Annotated in this window: 12 protein-coding genes; all 12 read left to right on the forward strand. The window is 70.2% G+C overall.

Annotated features, from left to right (window positions below):
* Window positions 1-4 precede the first annotated feature (4 nt).
* The 12 genes from KUM44_RS39395 to KUM44_RS39450 all read left to right on the forward strand — a co-directional run bounded on the left by KUM44_RS39395 (window position 5) and on the right by KUM44_RS39450 (window position 13,548).
* Window positions 5-1,360 carry a replication-associated recombination protein A gene (locus tag KUM44_RS39395; protein ID WP_217214560.1) on the forward strand — a complete coding sequence of 452 codons (1,356 nt, stop codon included), beginning with the start codon at window positions 5-7 and terminating at the stop codon, window positions 1,358-1,360.
* Window positions 1,361-1,653: 293 nt separating this feature from the next.
* Window positions 1,654-2,268, forward strand: coding sequence for a 30S ribosomal protein S4 (rpsD, locus tag KUM44_RS39400; RefSeq protein WP_062674288.1), 615 nt, complete (start codon window positions 1,654-1,656; stop codon window positions 2,266-2,268).
* Window positions 2,269-2,441: 173 nt separating this feature from the next.
* The gene (locus KUM44_RS39405; RefSeq protein WP_217214561.1) at window positions 2,442-2,888 is read left to right on the forward strand and encodes a DUF948 domain-containing protein; all 447 of its coding nucleotides are present in this window, start codon (window positions 2,442-2,444) and stop codon (window positions 2,886-2,888) included.
* An 8-nt stretch (window positions 2,889-2,896) separates the two neighbouring features.
* Window positions 2,897-3,247: a hypothetical protein gene (locus KUM44_RS39410; protein ID WP_217214562.1), complete on the forward strand. Its 351-nt coding sequence runs from the start codon at window positions 2,897-2,899 to the stop codon at window positions 3,245-3,247.
* Entirely contained in the window at window positions 3,247-5,919 is a 2,673-nt protein-coding gene (gene alaS / locus KUM44_RS39415; protein WP_217214563.1) for an alanine--tRNA ligase, read from the forward strand. Before KUM44_RS39410 ends, alaS begins: the two co-directional genes overlap by 1 nt.
* Before the next feature lie 35 nt (window positions 5,920-5,954).
* A complete protein-coding gene (gene ruvX / locus KUM44_RS39420; protein ID WP_217214588.1) occupies window positions 5,955-6,419 on the forward strand; it encodes a Holliday junction resolvase RuvX in 465 nt (154 codons plus the stop codon).
* A 124-nt stretch (window positions 6,420-6,543) separates the two neighbouring features.
* Window positions 6,544-8,274: an endolytic transglycosylase MltG gene (gene mltG / locus KUM44_RS39425; protein WP_217214564.1), complete on the forward strand. Its 1,731-nt coding sequence runs from the start codon at window positions 6,544-6,546 to the stop codon at window positions 8,272-8,274.
* Window positions 8,255-9,094 (forward strand): shikimate dehydrogenase, encoded by an 840-nt coding sequence (locus tag KUM44_RS39430; protein WP_217214565.1) that lies wholly within the window; start codon window positions 8,255-8,257, stop codon window positions 9,092-9,094. The genes mltG and KUM44_RS39430 overlap by 20 nt, the downstream gene beginning before the upstream one ends.
* Window positions 9,095-9,145: 51 nt before the next feature.
* A complete protein-coding gene (locus KUM44_RS39435) occupies window positions 9,146-9,487 on the forward strand; it encodes a hypothetical protein (protein WP_217214566.1) in 342 nt (113 codons plus the stop codon).
* Between the two features lie 185 nt (window positions 9,488-9,672).
* Window positions 9,673-10,857: a chorismate synthase gene (gene aroC / locus KUM44_RS39440; RefSeq protein WP_217214567.1), complete on the forward strand. Its 1,185-nt coding sequence runs from the start codon at window positions 9,673-9,675 to the stop codon at window positions 10,855-10,857.
* A 32-nt stretch (window positions 10,858-10,889) separates the two neighbouring features.
* A complete protein-coding gene (aroB, locus tag KUM44_RS39445) occupies window positions 10,890-12,503 on the forward strand; it encodes a 3-dehydroquinate synthase (protein ID WP_217214589.1) in 1,614 nt (537 codons plus the stop codon).
* Between the two features lie 169 nt (window positions 12,504-12,672).
* Window positions 12,673-13,548, forward strand: a complete 876-nt coding sequence (locus tag KUM44_RS39450; protein ID WP_217214568.1) for a Pro-rich N-terminal domain-containing protein — start codon at window positions 12,673-12,675, stop codon at window positions 13,546-13,548.
* The last annotated feature ends 712 nt before the right edge of the window (window positions 13,549-14,260 follow it).

Genomic DNA, 14,260 nt, shown 5'->3' on the forward strand with positions numbered 1-14,260 from the left:
CTGCGTGGAGCCCGACCTGTTCACCGCCGCAGCAGAAGAACGCCAGGAGAAGGACCCCGCGGGGAGTCCCCTGGCGGTGCGCATGCGCCCGCGCACCCTGGACGAGGTCGTGGGCCAGCAGCACCTGCTGAAGCCGGGCTCGCCCCTGCGCAGGCTCGTCGGCGAGTCCGGCGGCGGCCCCGCCGGACCGTCCTCGGTGATCCTCTGGGGCCCGCCCGGCACCGGCAAGACCACCCTGGCGTACGTCGTCTCCAAGGCCACCAACAAGCGCTTCGTCGAGCTGTCCGCCATCACCGCCGGGGTGAAGGAGGTCCGCGCGGTCATCGACGGCGCCCGCCGCGCCACCGGCGGCTACGGCAAGGAGACCGTCCTCTTCCTCGACGAGATCCACCGCTTCAGCAAGGCCCAGCAGGACTCCCTCCTCCCGGCCGTCGAGAACCGCTGGGTCACCCTGATCGCGGCGACCACCGAGAACCCGTACTTCTCGGTCATCTCCCCGCTGCTGTCCCGCTCCCTCCTGCTCACCCTCGAACCCCTCACCGACGACGACATCAGGGGCCTGCTGAAGCGGGCGCTGAGCGACGAGCGCGGCCTGAAGGACGCCGTCGGCCTCCCCGAGGACACCGAGGAACACCTGCTGAGGATCGCCGGCGGCGACGCCCGCCGCGCCCTGACCGCACTGGAGGCCGCGGCCGGGGCCGCGCTGGACAAGAGTGAGTCGGAGATCTCCCTCACCACGCTGGAGGAGACGGTCGACCGCGCGGCCGTGAAGTACGACCGCGACGGCGACCAGCACTACGACGTGGCCAGCGCCCTCATCAAGTCCATCAGGGGCTCCGACGTCGACGCGGCCCTGCACTACCTGGCCCGCATGATCGAGGCCGGCGAGGACCCGCGCTTCATCGCCCGCCGCCTGATGATCTCCGCCAGCGAGGACATCGGCCTCGCGGATCCCCACGCGCTCCCCATAGCCGTCGCCGCCGCCCAGGCCGTGGCCATGATCGGCTTCCCCGAGGCCGCGCTGACCCTGAGCCACGCCACCATCGCCCTGGCCCTGGCCCCGAAGTCCAACGCCGCGACCATGGCGATCGGCGCCGCCATGGAGGACGTACGCAAGGGGCTGGCCGGTCCTGTCCCGCCGCATCTTCGGGACGGGCACTACAAGGGAGCCGCCAAGCTCGGGCACGCACAGGGGTACGTGTATCCGCACGACCTGCCCGAGGGGATCGCCGAGCAGCAGTACGCCCCGGACGCCATCAAGGACCGCGAGTACTACGAACCCACCCGGCACGGCGCCGAGGCCCGTTACGCGGACGCGGTGGAGTGGACCAGGAAGCACCTCGGTCGTAAGCGGTCCTGAGCAGCCTGTAGAATCCCTCGAAGTGCTGTGTCCCGTGCAGTCAGAACGGGACGGTCAGCCGGAACCCCCAGTGGGTTCCAGGAGCGTCGCGCACCGTTCGAATGGTGTCGCGGGCAACCCACCACCACTCGCCCCAGGGGGAGACCGGTCGGTGGGTCACTCGCGTGCTGCACGTATGTGCCCAGACCAGGGAGCGGCTGCCCCTCACGTCCACCAGGGCGCGAAGGGTTTCCCCGGCTGCGGATGCGACCTCCCTCAACCCTGACAAGCCGAACACTGAGAAATGAGAGATCGTGGCGAACCAGTCCCGCCCCAAGGTCAAGAAGTCGCGTGCCCTCGGCATCGCGCTGACCCCGAAGGCCGTCAAGTACTTCGAGGCCCGTCCCTACCCGCCGGGTGAGCACGGCCGTGGCCGCAAGCAGAACTCGGACTACAAGGTCCGTCTGCTGGAGAAGCAGCGTCTGCGTGCGCAGTACGACGTGTCCGAGCGTCAGCTCGTCCGCGCCTACGAGCGTGCCTCCAAGGTTCAGGGCAAGACCGGTGAGGCCCTGATCATCGAGCTCGAGCGCCGTCTCGACGCCCTGGTGCTGCGTTCGGGCATCGCCCGCACCATCTACCAGGCCCGTCAGATGGTCGTGCACGGCCACATCGAGGTCAACGGCCAGAAGGTCGACAAGCCGTCCTTCCGCGTCAAGCCCGACGACGTCGTGATGGTCCGCGAGCGCAGCCGCGAGAAGACCCTCTTCTCCATCGCCCGTGAGGGTGGCTTCGCCCCCGAGGGCGAGACCCCGCGCTACCTCCAGGTGAACCTCAAGGCCCTGGCGTTCCGCCTGGACCGTGAGCCGAACCGCAAGGAGATCCCGGTGATCTGCGACGAGCAGCTCGTCGTCGAGTACTACGCCCGTTGATCCTTCGACGGTCGTAGGACTTCTGCGCCTGAGCCCGTCGTCTCCCCGCCCTTCCGGGTGGCCGAGGCGGCGGGCTTTCGCGTGCTCGTCATGCGGTGCGAAGCGCTGCGTCCAGCGCGATAGGCTCAGCGTGCACTATTGATTTTCTCGAAAGAGCAGGAAGTAGGTGCCAGGTGTCCGGTGGAGAGGTTGCCGGGATCCTGGTGGCCGTCTTCTGGGCGATTCTGGTCTCCTTCCTCGCCGTCGCGCTGGCGAGGCTGGCCCAGACGCTCAAGGCGACCACCAAGCTCGTCGCGGACGTGACCGACCAGGCCGTCCCGCTCCTGGCAGAGGCCTCCACGGCGGTGCGGTCCGCGCAGACCCAGATCGACCGGGTCGACGCGATCGCCTCCGACGTCCAGGAGGTCACCTCGAACGCCTCCGCCCTGTCGACCACCGTCGCCTCCACCTTCGGCGGCCCCCTCGTCAAGGTCGCGGCCTTCGGCTACGGCGTGCGCCGGGCCCTCGGCGGCCGCAAGGACGACGCGCCCGCCAAAGAGGCCCGGCGTACCGTGATCGTGGGCCGCACGGTTCCGGTCGCGCGACGGGGCAGGCGAAACCTCCGCGGAAAGAGGGACTGAGACCCAGCATGTTCCGCCGTACGTTCTGGTTCACCACGGGCGTCGCCGCCGGTGTGTGGGCCACCACCAAGGTCAACCGGAAGCTGAAGCAGCTGACCCCCGAGAGCCTCGCCGCGACCGCGACGAACAAGGCGATCGAGGCAGGTCACCGTCTCAAGGACCGCGCGGTGGGCTTCGCGCTCGACGTCCGCGACAACATGGCCCAGCGCGAGGAGGAACTGGGCGACGCGCTCGGGCTCAACGCCCCCGTCGACCAGGAACTCCCCGCACCCCGGCGGTACGCCGCCATCGAGAACCGCAGCAACCCGAAGTACGTCGACAGGACGACGTACTCGTACAACCGAAACGAGGACCACTGATGGAGTCGGCCGAGATTCGCCGCCGCTGGCTGAGCTTCTTCGAGGAGCGCGGGCACACCGTCGTCCCTTCGGCGTCGCTCATCGCGGACGACCCGACTCTGCTCCTCGTCCCGGCCGGCATGGTGCCCTTCAAGCCCTACTTCCTGGGTGAGGTCAAGCCGCCCTTCGACCGCGCCACCAGCGTCCAGAAGTGCGTGCGCACGCCGGACATCGAAGAGGTCGGCAAGACCACCCGGCACGGCACGTTCTTCCAGATGTGCGGCAACTTCTCCTTCGGCGACTACTTCAAGGAAGGCGCCATCAAGTACGCCTGGGAGCTGCTCACCAGCCCCCAGGACAAGGGTGGTTACGGCCTGGAGCCGGAGAAGCTCTGGATCACCGTCTACAAGGACGACGACGAGGCCGAGCGCATCTGGCACGAGGTCGTCGGCGTGCCGAAGGAACGCATCCAGCGCCTCGGCATGAAGGACAACTACTGGTCCATGGGCGTCCCCGGACCCTGCGGCCCCTGCTCCGAGATCAACTACGACCGCGGCCCCGAGTTCGGCGTCGAGGGCGGCCCCGCCGTCAACGACGAGCGGTACGTGGAGATCTGGAACCTCGTCTTCATGCAGTACGAGCGCGGCGAGGGCACCGGCAAGGACAACTTCGAGATCCTCGGCGAGCTCCCGAGCAAGAACATCGACACGGGCCTCGGCCTGGAGCGCCTCGCCATGATTCTGCAGGGCGTGCAGAACATGTACGAGATCGACACCTCCATGGCCGTCATCAAGAAGGCCACCGAGCTCACGGGTGTCGCGTACGGCGACGCCCACGCCTCGGACGTGTCCCTGCGCGTGGTCACCGACCACATGCGTACGGCCACGATGCTCATCGGCGACGGCGTGACGCCCGGCAACGAGGGCCGCGGTTACGTGCTGCGCCGCATCATGCGCCGCGCCATCCGCAACATGCGCCTGCTCGGCGCCACCGGGCCGGTCGTCAAGGACCTCATCGACGTCGTCATCGGCATGATGGGCCAGCAGTACCCTGAGCTCGTCACCGACCGCGAGCGCATCGAGAAGGTCGCCCTCGCGGAGGAGAACGCCTTCCTCAAGACGCTGAAGGCCGGCACCAACATCCTCGACACGGCCGTCAGCGACACCAAGGCCGCGGGCTCCACGGTGCTGGCCGGCGACAAGGCGTTCCTGCTCCACGACACCTGGGGCTTCCCGATCGACCTCACCCTGGAGATGGCCGCCGAGCAGGGGCTGTCCGTGGACGAGGACGGCTTCCGGCGCCTGATGAAGGAGCAGCGGGAGCGCGCCAAGGCCGACGCCCAGGCCAAGAAGACCGGCCACGCCGGCGCGGGCGCCTACCGGGAGATCGCCGACAAGGTCGGCGAGACCGACTTCATCGGCTACAGCGACACCGAGGGCGAGTCCACGATCGTCGGCATCCTCGTCGACGGCGCCTCCTCCCCGGCCGCCACCGAGGGCGACGAGGTCGAGATCGTCCTCGACCGCACCCCGTTCTACGCCGAGGGCGGCGGTCAGATCGGCGACACCGGCCGGATCAAGGTCGACACCGGTGCCGTCATCGAGATCCGTGACTGCCAGAAGCCGGTGCCGGGCGTGTACGTCCACAAGGGCGTCGTCCAGGTCGGCGAGGTGACCGTCGGTGCCAAGGCCCACGCCTCCATCGACTCGCTCCGCCGCCGGGCCATCGCCCGCGCCCACTCCGCCACGCACCTCACCCACCAGGCCCTGCGCGACGCCCTCGGCCCGACGGCCGCCCAGGCCGGTTCCGAGAACCAGCCCGGCCGCTTCCGCTTCGACTTCGGTTCGCCGTCCGCCGTTCCGACGGCCGTGATGACCGACGTCGAGCAGAAGATCAACGAGGTGCTCGCCCGCGACCTCGACGTGCGCGCCGAGGTCATGGGCATCGACGAGGCCAAGAAGCAGGGCGCCATCGCCGAGTTCGGCGAGAAGTACGGCGAGCGGGTCCGCGTCGTGACCATCGGCGACTTCTCCAAGGAGCTGTGCGGCGGCACGCACGTCCACAACACCGCGCAGCTCGGCCTGGTCAAGCTGCTCGGCGAGTCGTCCATCGGCTCCGGTGTGCGCCGTATCGAGGCCCTCGTCGGCGTAGACGCTTACAACTTCCTCGCCCGTGAGCACACGGTCGTCGCCCAGCTCCAGGAGCTGATCAAGGGCCGTCCGGAGGAGCTCCCGGAGAAGGTCTCCGCCATGCTCGGCAAGCTGAAGGACGCCGAGAAGGAGATCGAGAAGTTCCGCGCCGAGAAGGTGCTCCAGGCCGCCGCCGGTCTCGCCGAGTCCGCCAAGGACATCCGCGGCATCGCCGTCGTCACCGGCCAGGTCCCGGACGGCACCACGGCCGACGACCTGCGCAAGCTGGTCCTCGACGTGCGCGGCCGCATCCAGGGCGGACGCGCCGCCGTGGTCGCCCTGTTCACGGTCAACAACGGCAAGCCGCTCACGGTCATCGCCACCAACGAGGCCGCCCGCGAGCGTGGCCTCAAGGCCGGTGACCTGGTCCGTACGGCCGCCAAGACCCTCGGTGGCGGCGGTGGCGGCAAGCCGGACGTCGCCCAGGGCGGCGGCCAGAACCCGGCCGCCGTCAGCGAGGCCGTCGACGCCGTCGAGCGGCTCGTGACGGAAACGGCCAAGTGAGCGACGGCACACCCGCAGGTGGCGACGGCCCGGGCATGCGCCGGGGCCGTCGCCTCGCGATCGACGTCGGCGACGCCCGTATCGGCGTCGCCTCGTGCGACCCCGACGGGATCCTCGCCACTCCGGTGGAGACGGTCCCGGGCCGGGACGTCCCCGCAGCTCACCGCCGCCTCAGGCAACTCGTCGAGGAGTACGAGCCGATCGAGGTCGTCGTCGGTCTGCCTCGCTCCCTCAAGGGGGGCGAGGGCCCGGCCGCGGTCAAGGTCCGGGGCTTCGCCCAGGAACTGGCACGCATGATCGCGCCCGTACCGGTCAGGCTCGTGGATGAGCGGATGACAACCGTGACGGCCAGTCAGGGACTGCGTGCCTCGGGGGTGAAGTCGAAGAAGGGCCGGTCGGTGATCGACCAGGCGGCCGCTGTGATCATTTTGCAGCAGGCGCTCGAATCCGAACGGGTGTCAGGTAAAGCACCCGGAGAGAGCGTCGAAGTGGTTATCTGATCGCGATACGGTAACGTTCCGCGCGATGCGCCGGTGTTCGAACAGCTGGCGCACAAAGAGAGGCGGGACGGGAACCGGATCTTCAGCAGCCGCGTCACCGCCGCCTCGCGGCTCTAGGGGATCGATGACTGAGTATGGCCGGGGCCCAGGCTCCGAACCGTGGCATCCCGAGGACCCGTTGTACGGGGACGGGGGATGGGAAGGGCAGCAGGCCCAAGCGGGTCAGCAGGCTGCCTACGGCGGCCAGCCGCAGCACTATCCGGAGCAGCCGCAGCAGCCGCAGCACTACGGCGACTGGGGCAACGGCCAGCAGGCCGCATACGGTCAGGCGCAGCAGTACCAGGAGCAGGGTCAGCAGTACCAGCAGCAGGGTGAGCAGTACCCGGAGCACGGCCAGCACTACTCCCAGCAGTACGAACAGCAGCAGTACGCGGGCCAGGGCCAGCAGTCGTACGACCACAACGGCTGGTCCAACGGCGCCCAGGGACACGTCCAGTACCCCGACCCCGCGGACCCCTACGGGCAGCAGCCGGCGGCGTACGGCGGTGAGCAGCAGGACTACTACGGCACGCCCGAGGCATACCCGCCCCCGGAACCGCCGAGCCGTCGGCAGGCCGAGCCGGAACCGCCCCAGACCGACTGGGATCCTGGCCCTGACCAGGGCGAACATGCCTTCTTCGCCGGTGGCGGCGACGATGACACAGACGACTCCGACGACGGGTCGGGAGGCGGCCGGGGCCGCGGTGACCGCAAGGGCCGGGGCGGAAAGCCCAAGAAGCGGCGCAGCGGCATGGCCTGTCTGGTGGTCGCGCTGATCTTCGGCGGAGGTGTCGCCGGAGTCGGGTATTTCGGCTATCAGTTTTACCAGGATCGTTTCGGCGACGCCCCGGACTACGCGGGTGACGGCACGAGCGAGACGGTCACCGTCGAGATCCCCAAGGGCGCGTTCGGATCCGAGATCGGTCAGCGACTGAAAGCGGCCGGCGTCGTGAAGAGCGTCGACGCGTTCGTCGCCGCCCAGCAGCAGAACGCCGACGGCGACAAGATCCAGGCGGGCGCCTACCTGCTGAAGAAGCAGATGTCCGCGGCCGCCGCCGTCGAGATGATGCTCAGCCCCGAGAGCCAGAACAACGTGCTGGTCAGGCCGGGCGAGCGAAATCTGGCTGTCTACAAGGCCATCGACGAACAGCTGGAATTGTCGGCCGGCACCACCGAGAAGGTCGCCGACAAGAAATACAAGAGCCTCGGACTTCCGAGCTGGGCGAACAGCAACAGCGAGATCAAGGACCCGCTGGAGGGCTTCCTCTATCCGGGCACCTATCCCGCGGCCAAGGGCATGAAGCCGGAGGCGGTCCTGAAGGAAATGGTCACCCAGGCCGCCGACAAGTACGCGGCGCTCGACCTGGAGGCCAAGGCCAAGGCACTCAAGCTGGACAACCCGCTGCAGGTCATCACGGTCGCCAGCCTCGTCCAGGCCGAGGGCAAGACCAACGACGACTACCGCAAGATGGCGGAGGTGGTCTACAACCGCCTCGACCTCGCGAACCCCGAGACCTACGGCGCCCTTCAGTTCGACTCGACCTTCAATTACCTGAAGGGTCAGAGCAACATCGACATCAGCGAGTCGGAGATCAAGAGCAACCCGGACCCGTACAACACCTACTACCACAAGGGTCTGCCGCCCGGCCCGATCGGAAACCCGGGCGAGGGTGCGCTGAAGGGGACGCTGAATCCGACAAAGCAGGGTTGGTACTACTTCGTGGCGACCGACGGCGTGAACAACACAGAATTCGCCAAGACCCACGACGATTTCCTGAAGCTCAAGGACAAGTTCAATGAGAGCAGGGGCAACTGACGCCCGCCGGGCCGCCGTTCTCGGTTCGCCCATCGCCCACTCCCTCTCCCCGGTGCTGCACCGCGCCGCCTACGAGGAGCTCGGGCTCACGGACTGGTCGTACGACCGGTTCGAGATCGACGAGGCCGCTCTGCCCGGGTTCCTGAAGGAACTCGGGCCGGAGTGGGCCGGCTTGTCGTTGACCATGCCGCTCAAACGGGCCGTCATCCCGCTGCTCGACGAGATCAGCGAGACCGCGGCCTCCGTCGAGGCGGTCAACACCGTCGTCCTCGGCGAGGACGGCCGACGCGTCGGCGACAACACCGACATCCCCGGGATGGTCGCCGCGCTGCGGGAGCGCGGCATCGAACAGGTCGACTCGGCCGCCATCCTCGGCGCGGGCGCCACGGCGTCCTCCGCGCTGGCGGCTCTCGCGCGCGTCTGCACCGGTGAGGTCGTGGCGTACGTACGCAGCGAGACCCGCGCCGCCGAGATGCGGCAGTGGGGCGAGCGCCTCGACGTCGAGATCCGTACGGCGGACTGGGCCGAGGCGGACCAGGCACTGCGCGCTCCGCTGGTGATCGCGACCACCCCGGCCGGTACGACGGACGCCCTCGCCGCGGCCGTACCGGAGCGCCCCGCCACCCTGTTCGACGTGCTCTACGACCCCTGGCCGACCGCCCTCGCGGCGCGCTGGTCCATGTACGGCGGAGCCGTAGTCAGCGGGCTCGACCTGCTGGTGCACCAGGCGGTGCTCCAGGTGGAGCAGATGACCGGCCGTGCCCCCGCGCCCGTCGAGGCCATGCGAAACGCGGGGGAGCGCGCTCTCGCGGCCCGCTAGGATCCGCTGGGTTCCGCAGGGGGCGGAGAAGAACGAGGGGGAGTGCCAGACGTGTCCACTGGTGTGCCGTTGGCGTCCGGCAAGAGCGAGATATTCCAGGCCGTCCTGCAGTTCATGCCGGACTGGGTGCAGATCCCTGTGCTGGTGCTGATCGTGCTGCTCGTCGTCGGGTCGTGGGGCTTCAAGCTGAAGCGCAGGATCGACCGTCGGCGCGCGGCACGCGCGGCGCAGCCCGTCCCGGTGACGGCGCAGCACGATCAGGGGCGGGGCGCCGACTACCTGGGGCCGTACGCTCCCCAGCAGGCCGCGCAGCAGCCGGCGCAGCAGCCGAGCGGTGCCGATTTCCTCGGCGCGTACGCGCCGCAGCGGCGTCAGGGCAACGGCCCGGCGTGATCCGTTGCGGGGCCCGGTGCCGCGGTGCTGCCGTCCGCTTGGTGGACCGGCGGCCGGGGACCGGGCCCGGACGTGGGAGGATCGAAGGTGGCGGGCCGGGGCCGCGCACCTGGTCGCGCCGTCGCCGTACGCGAGGACGCGCGTACGCAGGGCAGTACGCAGGGCGCGAGCACTGAGGAGCACCGTTGAGCAGGTTGCGCTGGCTGACCGCGGGGGAGTCCCACGGTCCCGCACTCGTGGCGACGCTGGAGGGCCTTCCCGCCGGCGTGCCGATCACCACGGAGATGGTGGCGGACCACCTGGCCCGGCGCCGGCTCGGTTATGGACGCGGCGCGCGCATGAAGTTCGAGCGCGACGAGGTCACCTTCCTCGGTGGCGTCCGGCACGGCCTCAGCCTCGGTTCCCCGGTCGCGATCATGGTGGGCAACACCGAGTGGCCGAAGTGGGAACAGGTCATGGCGGCCGACCCGATCGACCCCGAGATCCTGGCGGGGCTGGCCCGCAACGCACCGTTGACCCGGCCCCGTCCCGGCCACGCCGACCTCGCCGGAATGCAGAAGTACGGCTTCGACGAGGCCCGGCCCATCCTGGAGCGTGCCTCCGCCCGTGAGACGGCGGCCCGGGTGGCGCTGGGCGCGGTGGCCCGGTCGTACCTGAAGGAGACGGCCGGCATCGAGATCGTCAGCCATGTCGTGGAGCTGGCCTCCGCGAAGGCGCCGCAGGGTGTGTACCCGACGCCGGCCGACGTCGAGAAGCTGGACGCGGACCCCGTGCGCTGTCTGGACGCCGACGCGTCGAAGGCGATGGTCGCGGAGATCGACCAGGCCCACAAGGACGGCGACACCCTCGGTGGCGTGGTCGAGATCCTGGCGTACGGCGTTCCCGTGGGCCTCGGCTCGCATGTGCACTGGGACCGCAAGCTGGACGCCCGTCTCGCGGGAGCGCTCATGGGCATCCAGGCGATCAAGGGTGTCGAGATCGGCGACGGCTTCGAGCTGGCGCGGGTCCCGGGTTCGAAGGCGCACGACGAGATCGTGAACACGCCCGAGGGCATCCGTCGCGTCTCCGGCCGTTCCGGTGGTACCGAAGGCGGTCTCACCACCGGTGAGCTGCTGCGGGTCCGTGCCGCGATGAAGCCGATCGCGACCGTGCCGCGGGCCCTGCAAACGGTGGACGTCACCACCGGCGAGGCCGCACAGGCGCACCACCAGCGCTCCGACGTGTCCGCGGTCCCGGCCGCCGGCATCGTCGCCGAGGCCATGGTGGCCCTCGTGCTCGCGGACGCGGTGGCGGAGAAGTTCGGCGGCGACTCGGTGACCGAGACCCGCCGTAACGTGACGTCGTACCTCGACAACCTGGCCATCCGGTGAGCGCAGCACCCCTGGTCGTCCTGGTCGGTCCGATGGGCGTGGGCAAGTCGACCGTAGGACAGCTGCTGGCCGAGCGGCTCGGCGTGGTCTACCGGGACACCGACGACGACATCGTGGCCGAGCAGGGCCGGTCGATCGCCGAGATCTTCGTCGACGAGGGTGAGGCCGCCTTCCGGGCGATCGAGAAGCAGGCCGTGCACCGGGCGCTCGCCGAGCACGACGGGGTCCTGGCCCTCGGCGGCGGCGCGATCCTCGACGAGGACACGCGTGCGCTGCTGGCCGGGCAGCGGGTGGCGTACCTGTCGATGGACCTCGAGGAGGCGGTCAAGCGCACCGGCCTCAACGCGGCCCGTCCGCTCCTCGCGGTCAACCCGCGCAAGCAGTGGCGCGAGCTGATGGAGGCCCGCCGTCATCTGTACGAGGGGGTCGCCACGGCGATTGTGGCCACCGACGGCCGTACGCCCGAAGAAGTGACCCAAGCCGCCCTGGACGCACTGGAGTTGAAGACTGCATTTCCCGGGGGACAACCCCCGGGCCCCCGGCCGGAGGACATTGTGGCGAACCATGTTACGAAGATTCAGGTCGGCGGCACCGCGGGCAACGAGCCCTACGAGGTTCTGGTGGGCCGTCAACTCCTGGGCGAGCTCGGCTCGTTGATCGGTGACAAGGCCAAGCGGGTCGCCGTCGTCCACCCGGAGGCGCTGGCCGAGACCGGCGAGGCGCTGCGTGCCGACCTCGCCGAGCAGGGCTACGAGGCCGTCGCCATCCAGGTGCCCAATGCCGAGGAGGCCAAGACTGCCGAGGTCGCCGCCTACTGCTGGAAGGCGCTCGGGCAGTCCGGGTTCACCCGCACCGACGTCGTCGTCGGCGTCGGGGGCGGCGCGACCACCGACCTCGCCGGGTTCGTGGCCGCGACCTGGCTGCGCGGGGTGCGCTGGATCGCCGTACCGACCACTGTGCTCGCCATGGTCGACGCGGCCGTCGGCGGCAAGACCGGCATCAACACCGCCGAGGGCAAGAACCTCGTCGGCGCCTTCCACCCGCCGGCCGGTGTGCTCTGCGACCTGGCCGCGCTGGACTCCCTGCCGGTCAACGACTACGTCTCCGGGCTCGCCGAGATCATCAAGGCCGGTTTCATCGCCGACCCGGCGATCCTGGAGCTCATCGAGTCCGACCCCGAGGCCGCCCGCACCCCGGCCGGCCCGCACACGGCCGAGCTGATCGAGCGCTCCATCCGGGTCAAGGCCGAGGTCGTCTCCTCGGACCTGAAGGAGTCCGGCCTGCGGGAGATCCTCAACTACGGCCACACCCTCGGTCACGCGATCGAGAAGAACGAGCGCTACAAGTGGCGGCACGGCGCCGCGGTCGCCGTCGGCATGCACTTCGCCGCCGAACTCGGCCGTCTCGCCGGGCGGTTGGACGACGCGACGGCCGACCGGCACCGCGCGATCCTCGAGTCCGTGGGCCTGCCACTGCACTACCGCTACGACCAGTGGCCCAAGCTGCTGGAGACGATGAAGGTGGACAAGAAGTCCCGCGGCAACCTGCTGCGCTTCATCGTCCTGGACGGCCTGGCCAAGCCGACCGTCCTGGAGGGACCGGACCCGGCCGTTCTGCTCGCCGCGTACGGCGAAGTCGGCCAGTAAGTCCAGCGAACCACCCTTCCGTCCGATTCGCCTGTGGCGATGGGCACTTCGGACCGCCACCGGCCGTTCACCAAACGGCGGCCGGGGGCGGTACCGTTCGGTAGCGGGCGGGGTTCACACCCTGCTGCCAGCGCCAATGGCCATGGAAGACGAGACGGAGTGGCACCGGATGCAGCACGCAGTGGGTTCTCCGCTGCCGCCGCCCCATCAGTCGGGGCACGGCTGGACGCCGGCCGCACAACACCCGGGTCCGCACCACCCGGGCACGCATCAGGGCCCTGCCCCGCAGGCCCCGCACCAGGGATCCGCTCCCGTGCCCCCGCCGCCTCCCGCACCGGGCTTCGCACCCCCCGGACCGGTTCCGCCCGCGCCCCAGCAGGCCCACGTCCCGCCGACACCCGAGACCACGGGCCATGTACCGCTGCCGCCCGGCGGCCCCGTCGGTATGCCGAGCGCCCCACCCACCACGACGGCACCCGACCCGGCGGGCACGACCCTCGCGGTCCTGCTCATCGGCCCGGCCGGGGCCGGCAAGACGAGCGTCGCCAAGTACTGGGCGGACCACCGCCGGGTCCCCACGGCCCACATCAGCCTCGACGACGTCCGCGAATGGGTCCGCTCGGGCTTCGCCGACCCCCAGTCCGGCTGGAACGACCACTCCGAGGCCCAGTACCGCCTCGCCCGCCGCACCTGCGGCTTCGCCGCGCGCAACTTCCTGGCCAACGGCATCTCGTGCATCCTCGACGACGCGGTCTTCCCCGACCGCCCGGTGGTCGGCCTCGGCGGCTGGAAGCGCCACGTGGGCCCCGGCCTGCTCCCGGTCGTCCTGCTCCCCGGCCTGGAGATCGTCCTGGAGCGCAACGCCGAACGCTCGGGCAACCGCCGCCTCACCGACGAGGAGGTCGCCCGCATCCACGGCCGCATGGCCGGCTGGTACGGCTCGGGCCTCCCCATCATCGACAACTCCCAACTGGACGTCCCCCAAACAGCCCAGGTCCTGAACGACGTACTCTCCCGCTCCATCGCCAGCCCCCCAACCTGGTAGCCGACGGGAGTGGAGTGCCCCCAGGGGCGGCGGGACTGTGTCGATCGACGTGCGACTCCGCCGCGTGGGCGCGACAGACCGCTGAGCTGGTGCCCGCCCGAGCGGAAGTGCCCCCAGGGGCGCGGGGAACTGCGCGACAGGCCCCCACGAGCCCGAGGCCGCCACACACCCTTGCCCGGCACTCCCGATCCGCGCCTCTGACGGGCCGTGGCCGCCGCACATCCTTGCCCGGCACCCTCGATCCGCGCCTCTGACGGGCCGTGGCTGCCGCACATCCTTGCCCGGCACCCTCGATCCGCGCCTCTGGCGGGCCGTGGCTGCCGCACATCCTTGCCCGGCACCCTCGATCCGCGCCTCTGGCGGGCCGTGGCTGCCGCACATCCTTGCCCGGCACCCTCGATCCGCGCCTCTGACGGGCCGCGGCCGCCACACACCCTTGCCCGGCACCCCCGATCCGCGCCTCTGACGGGCCGTGGCCGCCGCACATCCTTGCCCGGCACTCCCGATCCGTGCCTCTGGCGGGCCGTGGCCGCCGCACATCCTTGCCCGGCACTCCCGATCCGTGCCTCTGACGGGCCGTGGCCGCCGCACATCCTTGCCCGGCACTCCCGATCCGCGCCCCTGACGAACCCGCGGCCGCCACACACCCTCGCGCGGCCCCCAAACCGCCCCACGAAGCCGCAGCCGCCGCACAACCCAAGCCGCCCCCCAC

The organism is Streptomyces sp. AC550_RSS872 (assembly GCF_019049285.1).
Taxonomy (GTDB): domain Bacteria; phylum Actinomycetota; class Actinomycetes; order Streptomycetales; family Streptomycetaceae; genus Streptomyces.